Source organism: Sulfitobacter indolifex (assembly GCF_022788655.1).
In the GTDB taxonomy this organism is placed as follows: Bacteria; Pseudomonadota; Alphaproteobacteria; order Rhodobacterales; family Rhodobacteraceae; genus Sulfitobacter; species Sulfitobacter indolifex.
Genome location: NZ_CP084951.1, coordinates 1,716,991 through 1,736,162, shown reverse-complemented (window position 1 = coordinate 1,736,162; position 19,172 = coordinate 1,716,991). Strand labels below are relative to the sequence as shown.

The following is a 19,172-nucleotide window of genomic DNA, read 5'->3' as shown; positions in this document are numbered from 1 at the left end:
CGCTGTCTCAAAAGACACTTCGCAAGGAAGACCTCTTCGAAGACGTTGCTGCGAAGATGCTTAAAGCCTTCGCTGACATTGACCGCAAAGATGATCTCACGGCTCTTGCAGAGGGTGCGGAGGATCAGGCGCTTTCGAATGAGATTGCAGCTGCGTGGTATTCTGGCGTGTCGCCGGACCCGGACGATCTGGAGGTCCTGACATATACCGACGCACTTATGTGGCAGGCGATGGATTACACCAAACCCATGGCCTATTGCGGCGGCCCGATGGGGTATTGGGCGGACCCACCAGAAAGCTAATAACCCTTTCCGTCTTATTCTGAAATTACCGACCAAAGGATTTTCCCTATGGCATCCGACATCACCGCAGACATTCTCATCATCGGTACGGGAGTCGCCGGCGCGATTGCCGGGGCTAAACTGGCGCAAAAGGGGCTGAAAGTCGCTTTTCTAGAAACTGGCAAGCGGATTGATCGTTTTGAAGCGGTCGAGACCTTCTGGAAGGCCAAAATTAAAGTGCCTGAATCGGCCTATCCCAATGATGAGACGGCGCCGCATCCTGTGTCCCATCGAATTAACGACTACTACCAGCAGATGGGTCCGGAGACGTTCAAATCGACCTATATAAAGTTGGTTGGGGGGACGACGTGGCATTGGCTCGGCACCACGCTTCGGAACGTGCCTGCTGATTTCAAACTGAAGTCGCTTTATGGCCACGCGGTAGACTGGCCGATTGACTATGATACGCTTGAGCCATTCTACCTTGCGGCAGAACAAGAGATTGGCGTGGCGGGGGACAGTTCCGAAGACCTTGGTTCGCCCCGTTCTGGTGATTTCCCAATGCCGATGATCCCGATGACCTATCTGGACAAGCAATTTGTCAAATCCCTTGAGGGTTCAAAATATAAGGTCAGCGCAACACCGCAGGGCCGTAACTCGATGTTCCACGCGGACCGCCCTGAATGCTGCGGTAACGCCTCCTGTATTCCTATTTGCCCGATCCAAGCAAAATATGATGCGACAGTTCACGTGCGTCAGGCTGAAGAAGCGGGTGCCGTGGTGCATGATCAAACCACGGCGACACGGTTGAACCTTGGCGAAGACGGAAAGATCGCCTCTGTCGATTTTCGCCGTGCGGACGGCAGCACCGGCACGGCCAGCGGGAAGGTGATCGTCGTCGCGGCGCACGCGATTGAATCTCCCCGTCTGCTGCTGAACTCGGCGCAGGAGGGCGCGAAAAACGGGATTGCAAATGGCTCTGATCAAGTTGGGCGTAACTTGATGGATCACCCCACCAAACTCAGCTGGGCGATGGCGCCAGAGCCGGTCTGGCCTTATCGGGGCCCGCTCTCGACCTCCGGCATCGAAAACCTGCGCGACGGAGAGTTCCGCAAAGATCGCGCCGCCTTTCGCATTGAGATCGGCAACGACGGCCACGGATGGCCGACCGGCGCGCCGATCTCAACAGCGGCCCGGCATGCTCAGGACGGCCTGCGTGGTGAGGAATTGGACGCGGCAATCAAGGATGAGACCTCGCGGCATATTCGTTTGGCCTCGTTGGTCGAGCAATCACCCAATGCCGAGAACCGGGTAACCTTAGACCCCGACAAAACAGACGCCAACGGAATGCCCTTGCCACGCATTCATTTCGACTATGACGACTACACCCGCGCGGGTCTGGACGCGGCGCAGGAAGCCCATGATGAAGTGTTTGCCGCCCTTGGTGCTACACAGATTAACCATTCGCCTGACATCCAAGGGGCAGGGCATGTGATCGGCACACTGCGCATGGGGATGGACGCGAAAACATCGGTCGTGGACCCTGACCTGCGCAGTTTTGAGCATAGCAATCTGTTTTTGCTGGGTTCAGGCGCGTTTCCAACCTCGGCCACCGCCAACCCCAGCTTGACGATTGCTGCGCTGTCATTGCGTGCGGTGGACGTTATCGCAGAGACTGCGAAAGAGGGGTGAGAAAGCGAAAACGGGAATTCGGGATGCCTCGGTTGCAAAGCCAATTAGCGTCTTAACTCGGAAGATTCTTGGTTCTGTTTTAGTCGCAAGAGCTGGCTCGCGCCAATCCGGATGGGCCAGCCCTAATCGCGGTGAACCCCGGCTCTCTGCTGGCCTCGAAAATGGTCAAGGAAGGCTTTGGCATCGCAGGCAACGATCTCTCCATCGGCGCCGACATCCTGCGCCGCGCAGCACTGTCCGATGACTTTGCCGCCGCCTCGGGGCGCTATTACGACAATGACGCAGGTCAGTTCGCGCCGCCGCATCAAGAGGCAGCGAACGCGGCCAAAGTTGCGGAGATCGTCACGGCGATAGAGGACATCATCTCAGTAAGGTTAAAGGAGAACGGTCATGACTGATCTGGAAATCATGAAACGCGACGTGATTGCCTTCTACGAGATGATGTTTAATGAAAGCCGCCCGCGTGAGGCAATTGAGCGATACGCGGGCGAGGAATACATCCAGCACAATCCGCATGTGGCCAACGGACGTCAGGGGTTCATTGAATATTTCGAGCGTATGGCCGCCGAATATCCGGACAAGCGGGTCGAAGTGAAACGCGCTTTTGCCGAGGGTCGTCACGTCATTTTGCATTGTCATCAAATCTGGCCAGATGGATTGGAATATGCGGGGATCGACATCTTCCGGCTGGATGACGCGGGCAAAATCGTGGAGCATTGGGACGTGCTTCAAGAGCTTCCAAAGACCAGTGCCCATGACAATGGCATGTTCTAAGCGGCAAATTCGGCTTCTTTTTGGTGAGGCCGTAGGGCTATGCTTTGGCAAATTTTGGTGGAGGAGAGAAATATGCCGGAAGTTGTGAGAACGGCCCGCGATATGATTGCAGGTATGACGCCCAAGCTTACACAGGGCGCTTTTGGGTTCATCACGGCTGCTGATCCCGCACTCATTGAGGAACTCTCGCCCCAAGCTATTTCGACGTTCAGGGAAGAAGAAGGGATCTCGCTGATCGTTCCTGTCGAAGTGGCCGAAGCAGCCGGCCTGGATGCCGCCCACTCGATGCGGTGCATAACCCTGAACGTGTATTCGTCACTGGAAGGCGTCGGGCTTACGGCCGCGGTGTCAACCGCGCTTGGAGAGGCGGGCATTCCTTGCAACATGGTCGCCGCTTATCACCATGATCACGTATTTGTTCCGACGGACAAGGCTGCGAAGGCAATGGACGTTTTGGCTCGACTTCAATCTCGGGCCAATTGACGCCACTGCATCGCTTGTTGCCGTTACCCTGCGATGGTTACTCCGATTTTACCCATGTGCGACTTTTCCAGAAATGCCTCTTGCGCCGCGCGCAGATCGCGTAATCCATAGGTTTCAGCGACCACCGGGTGGATTTCGCCCGCTTCAATGTAGCTGACCAAGTCCGTGAAGACGCGCGGATCCTGCCGGGTGCTGCCGATCAGAGTCAGGTCTTTGAGATAGAGTGTTCGCAAATCAAGTTCGACAATCGGCCCGGCAATAGCGCCCGATGTCACATAGCGCCCCCGAGGGACCAACGCATCAAGCAGTTCGGGCCAGCGCGGCCCACCTACGAGGTCGAGCACGACGTCGAAGGCGTCCTTCGCATAGGCATCGCTGCGGTCCATCACCGCATCCGCGCCGAGCGTTTTCAGCGCATCCATCTTCGCCGGGCTGGTGGACGCCGTGACATGCGCACCGCGCCGCTTTGCGAGTTGCACGGCGGCTGAACCAACGCCGCCCGACGCTCCCGTGATCAACACGCGCTCCGCGCCCAGTCCGGCCCGCTGGATCATGCCTTCAGCGGTGGAGAACGCACAAGGAAATGACGCGAGTTCGATGTCGGTGAGCGGACTGTCGATCCGCACTGCATGTTCGTCGTCCACTGTCGTGTATTCGGCAAAACCGCCGTCGCGCTCCGACCCGAAGGTCACAAGCCCATCTGGCTCCGCGCCGGTAGGGCGGTGCATAGGCCGCACCAGCACGCGCTGGCCAATCCGAGCAGTGTCGATCCCATCGCCGACCGCACCGATCTTCCCGCAGCAATCCGCGCCCTGAATGCGCGGAAAGCTGAGCGCACCGGACCAAGCGCCATCGGCATCAGAAGCACCTGCATATCCCTCCGTGGCGGCCGACCCGGTATCGCCGCGCACGGCTTTAGAATACCAGCCCGTTCGAGTGTTAACGTCGGTGTTGTTCACCGCCGACGCGCCCACACGGATCAATACCTCTCCAGCGTCCGGACGCGGAACCGGCATATCCTCCCGCCATTCGAGTTTGTCCAACCCTCCATGGCCAGTGAGGACTACAGCTTTCATGGTTTCGGGAAGTGGCATTTAGTATTGCTCCGGTGTAGAATGATTGCTCTACTTGCGTAGGTAGAGAGATCATTCTACATCGTCAAGTATGAGTGATATGATGAGCAAGATATCCGAGGGGCTTGAACGTGCGTTTGCCAGTCGTGGCTTCGCTGAACCCAGCGTCGAGGACCTGCGTGATGCCGCCGGGGTCAGCCTGCGCACGCTTTATAAATATACGCCGTCTCGGGCAGAAATGGTGCTGGCTGCGCTGGAAAACCGACACCAACGCTATCTCACCCGTGTCTTCGACGCCCTACCCAGAGGGCCTGAACAGGCGCTCGACACGATCCTGTCGCGTATCGGTATGTGGATGGAAACCGAGACATCACACGGCTGCCTCTTTCATGCAGCTGTGGCCGCTGATCCCGGCAGTCAGCCGCTCCGCGCACTTCTTGAACGCCATAAGGCCGAAGTCGCTTCTCGGGCCGCAGCAGCAACCGGGCTGGGTGGTTCTGACACCGCGCTTTTGTTGATCATCGAGGGCCTCACGCAGACATGGCCTTTGCGCGGCGAGGCCGCGGTCGAAGCGGCCAAGCAGCTGAGTCAACCGCTGCGGTCACAGAGAAAGTGATGGACGCGATGACAGATCTTATGGGTTACCGCCCTTGATAATCATGGAGGCACGGTCTTTGCCTTACATTCAACAGGGGCGAGGAAAACCGAACGGCCGTTCAATCGCACGTCAGTTATCAAATCTGCGAAGCAGCTCTGCGCTGCATCCACACTCGGTTGCAAGGTACACCCAAGGGACTTTTCATGAAGCTGCCAAGGCGATTTCCAACACCTGCAAAAACAAGATAAACCCACGCCTTATCCCAGCCCTCAGTCGGACCGGGCAGTCCCGGAGTGTTTTGGAAGCGCGGCTCGTCCCGCATGCCTGTTGGTATTAGTACAAATCAGACAGCACCAAGGCGATGGCTGGGCCTGTGGCGCGCTCCTCAGACAGCAGTCCAGGGTTTGCCATGCTCCAGTTCCGCAATTAGATAGTCGATAAACTGACGCAATTTTTGTGGCATGGGTGATACCGGCGGCCAGACTGCCACAATGGGCAGGTTGCGCGTTTGGGCGTTGGGCAAAATACGTTCCAGCTTACCCTTCCTTATTGGGGCCATTGCTAAGAAGGCAGGCAAAATGGCGACCCCCAGGCCTTCAATCGCCATGTCCCGCATCGCTTCGCCATTGTTCAAGGTAAGGCGGCTGTGAAGGGCAGGCGGCGTGGAGTTGTCGAAAGTCCAGAGCTGCGCGTTAGACATATGCTGATAGCCGATGACCTGATGATCGCCCAGGTGATCGAGTGTTTCAGGTCGGCCATATCGGTCTAGATAGGCGGGACTGGCACACGGAATGGTTTCATCCTCGCAAAGCTTACGCTGCATCAGAGCAGTGTCACGCAAGTTACCGATACGAACGGCCAGATCAAATCCATCCCGGAACAAATCCCGCGCCCGGTCATCGTAGTCGATACGCATTTCCAGCTTGGGATGTTGCGCGGCGAAGCGCGCGATGATGGGCGATAGATGCAGCGTTCCGAAACTCATCGGGGCCGCTATTGAAAGCGTTCCGCGCAAAACATCATCCCCTGCACCGCCCCAGGCGGCACTTTCTGCTGCGGCGGTAAGTTCAGCCAAGGCCGGGCGAAGCCGATCATCAAGTCTTTGTGCTGCTTCGGTTGGTGAGATGCGTCCGGCATTCCGGCGAAACAGCGCGGCACCAAGCGTGGTTTCTAGATCGGAAATGCGCTTGCTGATGACGGATTTGGAGAGGTTCAGCCGCGCGGCAACCGCTGTAATCGTTCCCAACTCCATCACGGCCAGAAAGGTCTCGATCTCATCCAACGTGTATTTCATGCCCTGACATTAACAGCCTCACTAGTGTTCTCAATAGGGGTCTTCGCCCGGTGCGGTCGTGAACAGATCGGCCCATTCCGGGTGGCGGGCATATTGTTTGCGCACATACGGACAGATCGGAATGATGCGGAAAGCGCTTTCGCGGGCATCGGCGAGCATGAAATCGAGCAATGCCCTCGCCACCCCGTGACCGGCCATGTCATCGGGAACGCCGGTATGATCGGCGCTGATGGTTTTCGGCCCGCGATGGGTGAATGTGATCTCGCCTTCGGCGTCGATGCCTTGGATGCGGGCGACGTAGCGTCCATGGCGGCCCACACGGTCTTCCTTTTCAATGGTCAAATCGGTCATGCAGGACTCCTGTCTCAATCGGCGTATCCAGCAAGGATAGCCAACTGGCAGGTGGGTCATAGCCGATGGTTGGCGAATGCCGTGTCAGTCAGAAGCGAACGCAGGGGTATTTCTCAACCAACCCTGTGCTATTTCAACGTCTTCGGATGTTAGCTCATGCCCAGCAGCGAGAGTTCGACTTTCCAATCTTGCGCCGTTTGCGCGCAGCGCCTGTTCCAGGGCGGGGGCCATTTGTCCGAACGGGTCATCAGCGCCGTTAAGCATCAGCACCCGCGTGTCGGTAGCATCGCCTTCTTCCGGTTCCTCCAGAGCCTGAACCGACCGCAGCAGCACCGCCTGACGAACCACGCCGAAATGCAATTGCATGACCGCGCCCAAAAGGTTCGCGCCGTTGGAATAGCCAAGGAAGCTCAAGCGATCGACATCTAGTCCGTAGCCCGATACCGCGCCGTCGATGAACGCGACGAAAGCCTTGGCCTCCGCGCGAATGTCACCCTGATCATAGGTCACTGCATCGAACCTGCGAAACCAGCGGTTGATGCCTTCTTCGGTCGAACGTCCGCGCACGCCCAGCAGGGTGGAACGCGGATTGATGCGGTGCGCCAGCGGCATCAGGTCGGATTCGTCGCCGCCTGTGCCATGAAGCAAGATGATGGTGCTGCCGTCTGGGTCTTCGGGTCGATGAAAGCGGTGGATAAAGGGTAGATCACGCACGGGAAACTTTTCCTCGCCCGGCAGAGCGAACTGTGGAAGCATCACTTTCAGGTCGTGCGCCCGGTCCGCATCCCGCTCAGGCACGAACAATGTCTGCCCCAGTTGAACCAGCGGTTCGTCAACTGTAACGCCGGGTGCGTCGGTGGCGTATTCGATCAACGTCCCAGCAGGCTCGCGCACATAAAGCGACAGGAAATACTTGCGATCATGGACGTTGGTGATGCCGTCGATCTCTTTCAGGTTCAGCCGCATCTGGCGCAGCACGTCCGCATCAGGCGCGCGAAACGCGACGTGATCGAGGATACCCGCACCGGGGACGCTGGGCACGAACCCCGCAGCATCGCGCACGTCGATCACATCATTGTCCGAGATCATCCGCTGGACCGCGCCTTCGGCAGGCCCGTCCTGATACCCGAAGCGGGTTAGAAATTCTGCAGTCTCGATTGGCTTTTCAGATAGGACCGCCACGCTATGAAGCCGCGTCGGCGCAATCGGATCGTGCAGCGGAGCGACAGCCGGACGGTCGGAGCCGACCAGCTTGATCGTCAGATTGTCGGGGTCTTTCAGGCGAAGCACCGTTTCACCAAACTCGCGCTTTGGTCCTTCGACCTGCACACGCGCATCCATCGCGCGGGTGATCCAGTCACCAATACTGGCGGTGGGCACGGCAAAGCCGATCTCGGCAACCTGACCATGACCGACACGTCCCCGCCCGCCATTTTCCCAAACCAAAAAACTGACAAGCGAACCGGGTGACCCAGCGGCGTCGCCGTAGAACAGGTGCAATTGCTCAGCATCTTCGTAGCCGCCTGTGCGTTTCACCAATCGCAAGCCAAGAAAGCCCGCGTAGAAATCTACGTTCGCCTGAACATTGGCCGTGATGCCTGTCACGTGGTGAATTCCGGTGGTCATTGCAAAGCCCTCGATTGATAGGAGGCCGATATCCAAAGTTGGCCGACCGTAAGACATAGATAGGGTGAACGCGCATAAGACCGTAGGCCACCGCCATGAACACCGCGTTCTGCCATGCAGAACGCATGGTGGGTTATAAGCGACATGGTAGTATCCCATATTTGATCCCAACAGACAGGAGAATACAATGAGCTGGAACCCCGCACTGACCCCCGGTTGCCCTGATGAAATCGGGGTAGACGCGATTGAAACGCTAATTATTCCCCGCGCACGCGATCTGGGTGGTTTCGAGGTCAAGCGTGCACTACCTGCACCCAAACGCCAAATGGTCGGTCCGTTCATCTTTTTCGATCAGGCGGGACCAGCCGAGTTCCTTACCGGGCAGGGGATTGATGTGCGCCCCCATCCCCATATCGGATTGGGCACCGTCACATACCTGTATCAGGGTGATTTTCACCACCGCGACAGCATCGGCACCGATCAGATCATCCGCCCCGGCGCGCTCAACTGGATGGTGGCCGGCAAGGGCGTGACCCATTCCGAGCGCACGTCGGACGAGGGCCGCAGCGGGCCGCATTCTCTTTACGGGATCCAAACCTGGATGGCCCTGCCGGAAGAAAATGAGGATATGGATCCGATCTTTGAACACCACGGCAAGGAGGCGATCCCCGAAATCGAAGCCGAGGGCATCAACGCCAAGCTAATCCTTGGAACGGCCTACGGCGAAAGCGCACCCGCGACGATGTTCTCCGAAACGTTTTATCTGGACGTCACGCTAGAGGCAGGCGCGCGTTTCCCGCTGCCCGATGACCACGAGGATCGTGGCCTTTATCTCACCCAAGGATCCGTCAGCATCGCCGGGCAGGAATTCGAGGCCGGGCAAATGATGGTGTTCCGTCCGGGCGACAAAATCACTGTCTCGGCGGGGGCGCAGGGTGCCAGATTGATGGCGCTTGGCGGGGCCACGTTAAACGGGCCGCGTCATATGTGGTGGAATTTTGTGGCCTCCAGCAAGGAGAAGATCGAGGCCGCGAAAGAAGAGTGGCGTGCGAACCGCTGGGGCGAGGGTTTGTTCGACCTGCCTGCCGATGACCGGGATGAATTCATTCCGCTTCCCGACTGATATCCGTCTACCGCGGCCAACAAACTGGCTGAAACTGACTTTGAACACCGTGCGACTGCGCGCTTGTGACCGCTATCGCGTCACCGGTCCTGAAAGGAGGACGCCATGAAAGATACAATGCAGTTGGGACATCCGACACGGCTTGGCTATATGACCGAGAAGACGCAGCGTGACTACATTGCGTCGGCCATAACCAAGGGCGTGTTGCCGAAGAACGCGTATCGCATTCCCGACATCGTGTCGTTGACTGCGCCTGAAGGCCGCTCAAAGCCGATTCAGTTCTGGCAGCTCTTTTCCGTTCTTGGCGTGGACCCTATCGTCAGTATCGTGGAAAACTTCTATGAGCGCGTTTTCAGGGATGAGAACTGGTTCACATCGGTTTTCGAGCGGGTTGGACCGCTTGGTCATCACGTCAACACACAGGCGGCCATGTGGATCGACGTTATGGGCGGGGGCCCGTATTACCACGGTGCCGAATACCGTCTGAGCTTTCACCACACCCACAACGCGATGCAATTGATGAACGACAAGGGAGCGGGGCGTTGGTCAGAACTGATGCTGGACACACTTGAAGACAGTACGGACGAGCTGACTGACGATCCGCGCGTCAGGGTCAGCGTTAACACGTTCCTCGGCCACTTCATGTCGAAGTATGCAGACGACTTCGGATTCGAGAACCGCAGCTTCTTCGGTGACACAAACCCGCCGTTCAAGCATAGGATCGATTTCATGAAGATGTCGGAAAAGGCCATCGCTTCCCTTACCGAGGGCGAAATTCGTCTTGCGTTGAAAGAACGTGGCATTGAAGCGTCAGATTATGCCGACAAGCAGTCGCTGGTGGCAAAGGCTCTTATGATCTGATCATGGACCTGAACCCTGAAAACGGCGGCCTGCGCGACATTGACAGCCGTCTGGTCATTCAAGCGGGCGGTCTGCCGATCGAGATTGGCGGTGCATTGGTTGGCGGCATCGGTGTCGGCGGCGCACCATCTGACGCCATCGCTGCCGAATAGAGCAAACATGACCCGCCTTTTGATGAGGCAGGTCACTGCAACAAAAGGGGACCCCTATGCTTCGTTCTTTGATCATCGCGGCCGCACTGTCACTGAGTGCCGCAGCTTTTGCACAAACCGCTCCGTCCGCCTCCGACATTGCGTCGTACCGCGGCTTGCATCTCGCGGCCCACGAAGGGCGGGTGGCAGAAATCGAAAGCTTGATCGCAGCAGGAGAGGATCCGAACATGCGGGATCGCTCTGGGCGTACGCCAGCGCATATCGCTGCTTTTGCCTCGCATGACGACGCTCTTACGGCGCTTGCGACAGGCGGCGCAGACATGAATGCCCTCGAAAACCGCGCCTACGATGTATTGACGATCGCGGCAGTGGCGAATGACCCCGAGCTGGTGTCTCTTGCCATGGAATTGGGCAACAAGCCGGATCTCGTCACCAGCGTTTACGACGGCACCGCTTTGATCGCTGCGGCGCATCTTGGCCACCACGAGGTCGTTGCCCGCCTCGTCGCTGGGGGCGCGCCGCTCGATCACGTCAATAACCTTGAATGGACAGCCCTGATTGAGGCGGTGGTTCTGGGGGATGGCGGGCATGATCACATCAAGACAGTGGAAATTCTCGTCAAGGCAGGGGCCGATAAGTCCATCCCCGATCGCGACGGGGTCACCCCGCTTCAACATGCACAGGCGCGTGGTTACGAAGAGATGGTTATGCTTCTTAAATAACCCTTGGGTCAAAACGAGCCGCTTTAACCCCGCCCAAAGCAGCTCGTTAAATCACGAACGACCTTTCAGTCCCTTAACCACCTCGCCTGATTGCAGGCGCATGACCACGCAGAGGATAACTCGTCGGAAAAATCTCTTTTACCGGCGGGTGAAACAACGTCCTATCAGGATATTGCGCAACCATCCGATCGAATTGCGCCTGAGCCTGCCGGCGAAATGCACCCTCATCCACACCCGGAATCGCGCCATCGCGCATAACGAAACGCCCGGCGATCATCACGTCCGACACATCCCGGCCTGAGCCGTTGAGCAATAAGGTTTGTATCGGGTCAATGCGCTGGCCAATGTCCGGGGAATCTAGTCGGATCACGTTTAAGTCTGCCGCAGAGCCCGGTGCGAGCCGACCCAGATCAGGCCGGTTCAGCGCCGCCGCGCCTCCCAAGGTCGCCGCGTCGTAGAAATCGGCGGCGCTGACGCAGGTCGGATTGCCCTCTGCAATCCGCGCGGTCATCACGCCAAGGGCCATGTTCTGGATCATATCAGCAGGGTGCGTGTCAGTCCCCATGCCGATGGTCACCCCAAGATCGCGGAAGCGCGCGAAAGAGTGCAGGACTTTGCCCCCGCGTGCCATCACCAATGGGCAATGGGCCAGTGCGGCGCCGGAGCTTATCAAAATTTCATGGTCAGGCGCCTCATGGGTGATCCCATTGATGCCTGACAGAAACAGCCCGTGCGGCAGGATCGTGGCGGGCGCAAAGAACGCGGTATCGCGGAGCAATTCCAACGGGCTTTTGCCATGCTGTTGCAGTACCAAGTCATATTCCAGCCGCGATTGGCAGCAATGCAGACGGATCGGCACATCGTGATCGCGGGCGGCTGCACCGCTGCGGCGCAGGAGGTCGGGCGTGCAGGTCTCAATCCGGTCGGGGGCCAGCATGGTGCGGATCAACCCGCCGTGGGTGTTCTCGTGCCGGGCGATAAAGGCTTCGGCCTCTGACAATCCCGCAATCCCGCGCGGCGCGTCATAGTGAAAGCCGATCTGCCGTTTCTGATCGACAACCAGATTGCCGCTGCGATAGGCGGGGCCGAGGTAGACCCGCAGACCGAGGTCCGCCGCCGCCTCTGCCGCGGCGTCAAACTCCTCCGCCGTCTCCCCCCAAGCGCGGTAGAAAAGCGAGGAAATGGGCAGGGCGGTGGTGATGCCGTTGCGGACCAACCGGGTGAAGGCATAGCGTTTTTGAAAGGCCAGTTCGTCGGGTGTATACATCTCGCGCGGCCCGGCTTGCATGTAGCTTTGCGGCCAGACCCGGCCCTTCAGCTCGGGCGGATGGTTATCATAGCCCAACACCGTGGTGTCGAGGTCGGCCAGCGCGTCAAGGTCGATAAATCCCGGCCCGATCAGCGCCTCGCCGAAGTCTATGGTTTCTGCCACCTCGCCGTCGAAGTCATGGCCGACGTGCAGTACTTTTTCGCCTTCAACGACGACTGTACCGTTGTGGTAAAGGCAGTGCTGGCCATCTGCATGGCCGACCACCCAAGCGGCGGTCAGGGCGGTGCGCTTCATGCTGTTTGCCATGCGCTTGCCGTCTCCCCATTCCGGGCCACGATCTGCCCGCCGGAAATGACCAATCGGCGCGGGGGGCGCAGGGTGATCGCCTCAGACAGCGCTTCGACATCCACCAGCACAAGATCGGCACGGCTGCCTTCGGTGAGACCATAGTCCTTAAGCCCCATCACTCGCGCTCCGTCGGTGGTGCAGGTGTCGAGCGCCCAAGCGACCTCAACATCGGCGCGGAAATTGTTGCGCAGGCCGACAAGCATCGCGCGTTCCAGCATGCAGGCGTTGCCGTAAGGTGTCCAAGTGTCGCGGATGCCGTCATTGCCCGCGCAGATCGCGATGCCGCGCGCGCGGCAGTCGGCGACCGAAGGCACCGGGCGCGACGCGGGCGCCGTGGTGGCCAGCGACACGTCCAACGCGGCGATCCGGTCCAGCAGTGAGGCGACCCGCGCCTGATCGTTCATGCCAAGGCAGAATGCATGGCTCACGGTCACTTTGCCCTGCATCGCCAGCGCCTCGGTCCGGTCGAGGATCATTTCAAGGCTGAATGCGCCCATTTCACCCGGTTCGTGCAGGTGAATGTCGATCTGCTTGCCGTGTTTCTCGGCCAGCCCAAAGACCGCATCAAGCTGCCCTTTGGGGTCACGGTCAATGCCGCAGGGGTCCAACCCTCCGACGATTTCGGCCCCGTCGCGCAGGGCTTGGTCCATCAGTTCTACCGTGCCGGGACGGATCATCATGCCCGATTGCGGGAAGGCGACGATCTCGATCTGCATCACCTCGGCATAGCGCGCTCGTGTTGCCGCGACCCCCTTAAACAGGCTCAACCCGTGGTCAGTGTCGATATCGACATGACTGCGGATCGCCGTCGTACCTTTGGACAGCGCCAGTGCCACCTGCCGCGACGATTGGCGCTCCGCGTCCATGTCCAACACGTGGCGCAGATGACGCTCGGTGTCGATCATCTGCTGTAGGCTTTTGCCCTGCTGGTGCGGATGCCATGGCATGCCCCAGAGCGTCTTGTCGAGGTGCGCGTGGGCATCGACCAGCCCGGGAAGCGCAAGTGCCTCGCCGCAGTCTTCGACGGTGACATCGCCGGTTGGCGTGAGTTCAGGGGCGATCCGGGCGATGCGCCCATCATCAATCAATACGTCTGTTTTCGCGGCACCCATCAGGCGCAGGTTTTTCAGCAGCAGTGGCTTGGTCATGGCTTGTCCAGTCTATCGTGTCAGGGGGGCGACGCGCGGCTGCGCTTCGGCGGCTTGCTTCACGCGGGGTAGGGCGTAGGCACCTGCCTTGCTGGTCAACAGCCCCGTGGCGGCCAAGCCTGCGGCCATGCGGATGGCAAAGCCCACGCCATCGATTACCGGCACCCCGGCGTCGCGGCCCAATTGCTCCAGATGTGCGCTCATGCCCGCGCAGCCCAGCACCACGGCCTCGGCGCGGTCTTCTTCGACCGACTGGCGGATCTTGCGGGCAATTAGGGGCAGTGTTTGCACGGGGGCGAACTCAAGGTCCAGCACCGGGATATCGGCGGCATGCACCGCGCAGAGCGCCCGGCCACAGCCATAGCGATCCCCAAGGTCTTCGATGATCGGCACGGCGCGGGGCAGGGTTGTGACAACCGAAAAGCGCTTGGCGATCCGGCCCGCCGCGATCAGCGCGGCTTCACACAGGCCGATCACCGGCCCCATCGCCACAGCGCGCGCGGCGTCAAGGCCAGGATCGTCGAAACAGGCGATCACATGGGCCACGGCACCCTGTGCTTCTGCGGCGATAATGGCGTCGAGCATGGCGGGCACGGCGCGGGCCTCGTCGGCGTAGCCTTCGATGCTGGGCGGGGTGCCGCGCGCTGTGACTGCCATGATCTCGATCCCCGGCCCGGCATGCGCGCGGGCGGTGCGGGCGATGGCGTCGGTCATCCCCACAGTCGAGTTTGGATTGATAAGGTGGATTTTCATGAAGCGGCTTTCCGTGTCACGCCAGCGGGAGGCTGGGCGGGGGCCTTCAGCTCAAACTGTCGGTCAGAGGTGATGTAATTGTCGGCATGCAGCCGCGCGATGGGCTGGTAGTTCTCGGGGCGCACATAGCGGCCCGCGTCATCAAGGCAGTTGTCGCGGATATGCATTTGCACGACCCGGCCCAGAATAATCTCGCGCCGCTCGTATCGGATGGTCTCGGCCACCACGCATTCCATCGCGCAGGGGCTTTCGGCGATCCACCCGCCTTCGATCTGGCTGGCAGGCGTCATGGTCAGCCCGGCGGTGGCGATCTCGTCGACGTCGGGCGCGTAGCTGATGCCGCAGGTGATCATCGCTTGCGCCAGCGCCATGTCGACCATGTTCACGCAAAAGCTCTGCCGCGCGTTGATGTTGTTCACCGTGTCCTTGACCGTGCCATCTGGCCGGGTCTGGATACCAAGGATCACGATGGGCGGCTCTTGCGAGAAGACGTTGAAAAAGCTCATGGGGGCCGCATTGGCCACCCCGTCAGGACAGAGCGTCGTGACCAGCGCAATAGGGCGTGGGGCGACGAAGCTCGACAGCAGACGGTAGCGGTCGCGCTCGGGCAGGGTGGTGAAATCAAACTCCATCTCGTTACTCCGCCGCCAGCCGCAGCCATGGCGGCAACCGGCCTTCGTCCGCTGCGTGACAGGCCGATTTCTGACCGCCCGCGCGCAGGTTTAACTCCGGTGCCACGCTGCGGCAGGTGTCATTCGCCAGCGGGCAGCGTGGGTGGAACGAACAGCCGGGCGGGGGCGAGATCGGGTTCGGCACTTCGCCCGATACCGGGGTTCGTTCGGTGCCGCCGACGGTGAGTTTAGGCACGGTTTCCATCAGCAGACGCGTGTAGGGGTGCTGCGGGTTCTCGAAGATTTGCTCCTTGGGGCCGACCTCGACGATCTTGCCCAGATACATCACCGCCAGCACATCGGCCATGTACCAGACCACCGCCAGATCGTGGCTGATGAAGATGTAGCTCATGTTGAACTCATCCTGCAGGTCTTTCATCAGGTTGAGGATCTGGCTCTGCACGCTCACATCCAGCGCCGAGGTGGGCTCATCACAGATCAGCAGTTCAGGCCGCGTCGTGAGGGCACGGGCAATCGACAGACGCTGGCGTTGGCCGCCCGAAAACTCATGGGGAAACTTCTTGGCGTCGGCGGGGTTCAGGCCCACTTGGCTCAGCAGTTTTTCCACCTCGCGGGTCACCTCAGCGCGGGTCTTGCAAATGCCGAAATTCTTCAGCGGCTCGCCAATGATGTCACGCACCCGCCAGCGCGGGTTAAGCGAGGCATAGGGGTCTTGAAAGATCATCTGCATCCGGCGGCGCAGTTCGGGGGGATTGCCGGGGGGCATGTGGGTGATGTCTGTCCCCTCAAAGCGGATTGCGCCCGCGCTTGGGGTGTGCAGCCCCATCAGCAGCCGCGCCACGGTAGATTTTCCGCAGCCGGACTCGCCCACCACGGCAAAGGTCTTGCCCCGCGGCACATCAAAGCTGATGTCGTTCACCGCCGTCAGAATGCGGCGTGGGCGGCGTTCGATCAGACGGTTCAAGAAAGGCTCGGACACGTCGAAGCGTTTGGAGATATTCTGGACGCTGAGGATGTCTTCTGGCACGATTTGCGGTGTCATTTCGTCTCTCCATAAAGGTGGCAGGCGACTTGGCCGGTGCCGGCATTTTGTGGAACGGGGCGGATGCTGTGGCAGTGGTCCATCGCACGCGGGCAGCGGGGGGCAAAGGCACAACCGGGCGCGGGATTACGCAGGCCGGGCATCGCGCCTTCGATCTGCGTGAGCCGCCGGTCGCGGTTGCCAATCTGCGGGATCGAGGCCATGAGACCGCGCGTATAGGGGTGCAGAGGGTCTTCGATCACCTGCTTCACATCGCCGATCTCAACCAGGCGGCCGGCATACATCACCGCCACACGATCGGCGGTTTCTGCGATGACGCCCATGTCGTGTGTTACCAAAACCACCGCCGTTCCATTCTCGCGGCAAAGCCGTTTGAGCAGGGCAAGGATCTGCGCCTGCACGCTCACATCAAGCGCCGTTGTCGGCTCATCCGCGATGATCAGCTTCGGCTCGGCACAAAGCGCCAGCGCGATGACAACCCGTTGGCGCATCCCGCCAGAAAACTGGTGCGGGTGCTGGTCCAGCCGGGTTTCGGGGGCGGGGATGCCCACCTCGGCCAGCCATTCAATGGCGCGTTTACGGGCGGCTTTCTGGTCAAGGCCCAGATGCACGCGCATCGTGTCGATCAGCTGATCCCCCACGGTATAGACCGGGTTAAGGCTGGTCAGCGGGTCTTGGAAAATCGCGCCGATTTCCTTGCCCCGGATGCGGCGCATTTTTTCGGGGGGCAGATTGTCAATACGCTCACCGCGTAGGCGCACCTCGCCCGAGCGGATCAGGCCGGGGGGCTCAATCAGCCCAGTGATGGCCGCGCCGGTGATCGACTTGCCTGCACCGGATTCACCGACCAGCCCAAGGATTTCACCCTCATTGAGGTCGAGGCTCAGCCCTTTGACCGCTTCCAGCGGGCCACGGCGGGTGGGGAATTCGACAACGATATTGTCCAGTTCAAGAAGTGACATTGGGGTACCTCACCGCAATTTGGGGTTAAGCGCATCGCGCAGCCAGTCGCCCAGCAGGTTCACCGCCAACACGAGGATAGCCAGTGCTGCGGCAGGAAAAACGACGACCCACCAGATGCCGGAGAACAGAAATTCATTGCCGATCTGGATCAGCGTACCGAGCGATGGTTGGGTGGGCGGCATGCCGACACCCAGAAAGCTCAGCGTCGCTTCGGTCAGCACGGCCATGCCAAGGTTGATCGTGGCGATAACAAGCACCGGGCCGAGGACATTGGGCAAGATATGCTTCATCATGATCGCCACTTTGCCGGTCCCGAGCGTACGGGCCGCTTCGATATATTCCTTGCGCCGTTCGACCATTGTCGAGCCGCGCACGGTGCGGGCGTATTGCACCCAGTTGGTCAGGCCGATGGATAGGATCAGTACGATCAATGCCGATTCGGCCTGCGCCGAACTGGGCAGGGCACCGCGTAGCACGCCGTTGATTAGCAGCGCTACGAGGATCGGCGGAAAGCTCAGCAGGACATCGGCGATCCGCATCAGGACCGCATCGACGATCCCGCCCAAGAAGCCGCCAAGCAGACCGAGGGTCACCCCCATTACTGCGGCGAGGATCACACTGGCGAAACCTACCAGCAGCGAAATCCGCATCCCGTGCATGATTGAAGAGAGCACATCGCGGGCCTGTGTGTCGGTCCCGAGCAGATAGGCGGTGCTGCCGCCTTCTACCCAAGCAGGGGGCAATTCGCTGTCGAAAAGGTCCAGCTCTGCGATGTCGAACGGGTTCTGCGGTGCGAGGCTCGGGGCGAAGATCGCTGTAAGGAACATCGCCAGCAGCACCAGCGCCGAGATGACAGCCACCCGCGATTTGCGGAAACTGTAGGTGATATCGCTGTCCCAGAAGGCGTATAGCATGGGCATGAAATTTGACATGGAAAAGCTCCTCAGACGCCGCGCGCGGGCGTTCTTTCGGCCCGCAGGCGCGGGTCGGCGACATTGTACAAAAGGTCGACCAGCGTGTTGATGACGACGAAGATGAAGGACACCAGCACGAGGTAGGCAGCCATCACCGGCACGTCGGTGAAGTTCACGGCTTGGATGAACAAAAAGCCCATGCCCGGCCATTGGAAAACCGTTTCGGTGATAATGGCAAAGGCGATCAGCCCGCCCAGTTGCAGGCCAAAGATCGTCATGACCGGGATCAGCGTGTTCTTCAGCGCATATTTGAAATGCAACATCCGGTTGGGAATGCCCCGCGCCTTAGCGAACTTGATGTAGTCGGCGCGCAGGACCTCCAGCATCTCGGCGCGCACCAGCCGCATGATCAGCGTCATCTGGAACAGCGCCAACATGATCGCGGGCAGGATGAGCGCCTTAAGGCCAGAGACGGTGAGGAAACCAGTCGTCCACCAGCCCAGATCAACCACCGTGCCCCGGCCAAAGCTGGGCAGCCAGCCCAGCGAGACGGAGAAGACGAGGATCAGCAAAATGCCGGTCACAAAGGTCGGCACTGAAATGCCCAGAAGCGAGATCACCTGCAAGCCTTGGCTCAGCCAGCCGCGCGGGTTGAGCGCGGTATAGATGCCCAAGGGGATACCAAGCGCCAGCGCAAGGCTCGCCGCGACAAGCACCAATTCAGCGGTGGCAGGGAAGCGCTCGGCCAGAAGGTCCGAGACGGGGCGGTTGTTGCGGTAGGACTGGCCGAAGTCGCCCTGTGCAGCATCGACGATGAAACGACCGTACTGAACCAAAACAGGGTCGTTCAGCCCCATTTTCTCGCGCATCTCAGTGCGGTCTTGGACGGTGGCGTCTTCGGGCAGAAGATTGGAAATCGGGTCGCCCAGAAAGCGGAACATCAAGAAGGCGATCGAGGCGACGACGAGCATCACCAACGCGGCCTGAATGATGCGGCGGATAAGAAAGGCAAACATGCTGGCCTCCGGCTGGCAAGGGAAGGGTGGCGGGCGTGGGGAGGTCGCCCGCCGGG

The 19,172-nt window shown here is 59.8% G+C and carries 22 protein-coding genes; 10 read left to right on the top strand and 12 right to left on the bottom strand.

The window, feature by feature from the left end:
• The first annotated feature begins 56 nt into the window (after positions 1-56).
• The 5 genes from DSM14862_RS08500 (at position 57) to DSM14862_RS08480 (ending at position 3,230) form a co-directional block, all read left to right on the top strand.
• On the top strand, positions 57-302 hold the full coding sequence (locus tag DSM14862_RS08500) for a sorbitol dehydrogenase family protein (RefSeq protein ID WP_243254225.1): 246 nt from the start codon (positions 57-59) through the stop codon (positions 300-302).
• Positions 303-350: 48 nt separating this feature from the next.
• Positions 351-1,973 carry a GMC family oxidoreductase gene (locus DSM14862_RS08495; RefSeq protein WP_007119842.1) on the top strand — a complete coding sequence of 541 codons (1,623 nt, stop codon included), beginning with the start codon at positions 351-353 and terminating at the stop codon, positions 1,971-1,973.
• A gap of 131 nt (positions 1,974-2,104) precedes the next feature.
• Positions 2,105-2,371 (top strand): hypothetical protein, encoded by a 267-nt coding sequence (locus DSM14862_RS08490; RefSeq protein ID WP_007119841.1) that lies wholly within the window; start codon positions 2,105-2,107, stop codon positions 2,369-2,371.
• Positions 2,364-2,747: a nuclear transport factor 2 family protein gene (locus DSM14862_RS08485; RefSeq protein ID WP_007119840.1), complete on the top strand. Its 384-nt coding sequence runs from the start codon at positions 2,364-2,366 to the stop codon at positions 2,745-2,747. Before DSM14862_RS08490 ends, DSM14862_RS08485 begins: the two co-directional genes overlap by 8 nt.
• A 39-nt stretch (positions 2,748-2,786) precedes the next feature.
• Entirely contained in the window at positions 2,787-3,230 is a 444-nt protein-coding gene (locus DSM14862_RS08480; protein ID WP_007119839.1) for an ACT domain-containing protein, read from the top strand.
• A 23-nt stretch (positions 3,231-3,253) separates the two neighbouring features.
• Here the strand turns inward: DSM14862_RS08480 and DSM14862_RS08475 are convergent, their stop codons facing one another.
• A complete protein-coding gene (locus DSM14862_RS08475; RefSeq protein ID WP_040701185.1) occupies positions 3,254-4,324 on the bottom strand; it encodes an alcohol dehydrogenase family protein in 1,071 nt (356 codons plus the stop codon).
• Between the two features lie 82 nt (positions 4,325-4,406).
• On the opposite strand from DSM14862_RS08475, the gene DSM14862_RS08470 reads away from it, so the two are divergent.
• On the top strand, positions 4,407-4,919 hold the full coding sequence (locus tag DSM14862_RS08470) for a TetR/AcrR family transcriptional regulator (protein WP_243254224.1): 513 nt from the start codon (positions 4,407-4,409) through the stop codon (positions 4,917-4,919).
• A 367-nt stretch (positions 4,920-5,286) separates the two neighbouring features.
• On the opposite strand, the gene DSM14862_RS08465 is transcribed toward DSM14862_RS08470, so the two are convergent.
• The 3 genes from DSM14862_RS08465 to DSM14862_RS08455 all read right to left on the bottom strand — a co-directional run bounded on the left by DSM14862_RS08465 (position 5,287) and on the right by DSM14862_RS08455 (position 8,172).
• Positions 5,287-6,195 carry a LysR family transcriptional regulator gene (locus DSM14862_RS08465; RefSeq protein WP_007119836.1) on the bottom strand — a complete coding sequence of 303 codons (909 nt, stop codon included), beginning with the start codon at positions 6,193-6,195 and terminating at the stop codon, positions 5,287-5,289.
• Positions 6,196-6,225: 30 nt separating this feature from the next.
• Positions 6,226-6,546 carry a GNAT family N-acetyltransferase gene (locus DSM14862_RS08460; protein WP_007119835.1) on the bottom strand — a complete coding sequence of 107 codons (321 nt, stop codon included), beginning with the start codon at positions 6,544-6,546 and terminating at the stop codon, positions 6,226-6,228.
• Between the two features lie 84 nt (positions 6,547-6,630).
• Positions 6,631-8,172, bottom strand: coding sequence for a VOC family protein (locus tag DSM14862_RS08455; RefSeq protein ID WP_007119834.1), 1,542 nt, complete (start codon positions 8,170-8,172; stop codon positions 6,631-6,633).
• 187 nt (positions 8,173-8,359) lie between these two features.
• Between DSM14862_RS08455 and DSM14862_RS08450 the strand changes: the two genes are divergently transcribed.
• The 4 genes from DSM14862_RS08450 (at position 8,360) to DSM14862_RS08435 (ending at position 11,030) form a co-directional block, all read left to right on the top strand.
• Positions 8,360-9,295, top strand: coding sequence for a pirin family protein (locus tag DSM14862_RS08450; protein ID WP_007119833.1), 936 nt, complete (start codon positions 8,360-8,362; stop codon positions 9,293-9,295).
• 105 nt (positions 9,296-9,400) lie between these two features.
• Complete coding sequence (locus DSM14862_RS08445; protein ID WP_007119832.1) at positions 9,401-10,156, top strand: globin domain-containing protein; 756 nt, start codon at positions 9,401-9,403, stop codon at positions 10,154-10,156.
• Positions 10,157-10,158: 2 nt separating this feature from the next.
• The gene (locus DSM14862_RS08440; protein ID WP_007119831.1) at positions 10,159-10,308 is read left to right on the top strand and encodes a heme-binding protein; all 150 of its coding nucleotides are present in this window, start codon (positions 10,159-10,161) and stop codon (positions 10,306-10,308) included.
• Between the two features lie 56 nt (positions 10,309-10,364).
• The gene (locus DSM14862_RS08435; RefSeq protein WP_007119830.1) at positions 10,365-11,030 is read left to right on the top strand and encodes an ankyrin repeat domain-containing protein; all 666 of its coding nucleotides are present in this window, start codon (positions 10,365-10,367) and stop codon (positions 11,028-11,030) included.
• Positions 11,031-11,103: 73 nt separating this feature from the next.
• On the opposite strand, the gene DSM14862_RS08430 is transcribed toward DSM14862_RS08435, so the two are convergent.
• From DSM14862_RS08430 to DSM14862_RS08395, 8 genes are read right to left on the bottom strand one after another with little or no spacing between them, the layout of a single operon-like run.
• Positions 11,104-12,606 carry a chlorohydrolase family protein gene (locus tag DSM14862_RS08430; RefSeq protein WP_007119829.1) on the bottom strand — a complete coding sequence of 501 codons (1,503 nt, stop codon included), beginning with the start codon at positions 12,604-12,606 and terminating at the stop codon, positions 11,104-11,106.
• On the bottom strand, positions 12,591-13,796 hold the full coding sequence (locus DSM14862_RS08425; RefSeq protein ID WP_007119828.1) for an amidohydrolase family protein: 1,206 nt from the start codon (positions 13,794-13,796) through the stop codon (positions 12,591-12,593). The genes DSM14862_RS08430 and DSM14862_RS08425 overlap by 16 nt, the downstream gene beginning before the upstream one ends.
• 12 nt (positions 13,797-13,808) lie before the next feature.
• Positions 13,809-14,549 carry an aspartate/glutamate racemase family protein gene (locus tag DSM14862_RS08420; RefSeq protein ID WP_007119827.1) on the bottom strand — a complete coding sequence of 247 codons (741 nt, stop codon included), beginning with the start codon at positions 14,547-14,549 and terminating at the stop codon, positions 13,809-13,811.
• A complete protein-coding gene (locus DSM14862_RS08415) occupies positions 14,546-15,181 on the bottom strand; it encodes a flavin reductase family protein (protein ID WP_007119826.1) in 636 nt (211 codons plus the stop codon). Before DSM14862_RS08415 ends, DSM14862_RS08420 begins: the two co-directional genes overlap by 4 nt.
• Before the next feature lie 4 nt (positions 15,182-15,185).
• Entirely contained in the window at positions 15,186-16,223 is a 1,038-nt protein-coding gene (locus DSM14862_RS08410; protein ID WP_007119825.1) for an ABC transporter ATP-binding protein, read from the bottom strand.
• Positions 16,220-17,185 (bottom strand): ABC transporter ATP-binding protein, encoded by a 966-nt coding sequence (locus DSM14862_RS08405; protein WP_007119824.1) that lies wholly within the window; start codon positions 17,183-17,185, stop codon positions 16,220-16,222. The genes DSM14862_RS08410 and DSM14862_RS08405 overlap by 4 nt, the downstream gene beginning before the upstream one ends.
• Positions 17,186-17,194: 9 nt before the next feature.
• The gene (locus DSM14862_RS08400; RefSeq protein WP_007119823.1) at positions 17,195-18,118 is read right to left on the bottom strand and encodes an ABC transporter permease; all 924 of its coding nucleotides are present in this window, start codon (positions 18,116-18,118) and stop codon (positions 17,195-17,197) included.
• An 11-nt stretch (positions 18,119-18,129) separates the two neighbouring features.
• Positions 18,130-19,116 (bottom strand): ABC transporter permease, encoded by a 987-nt coding sequence (locus DSM14862_RS08395; RefSeq protein WP_007119822.1) that lies wholly within the window; start codon positions 19,114-19,116, stop codon positions 18,130-18,132.
• Positions 19,117-19,172: the final 56 nt, after the last annotated feature.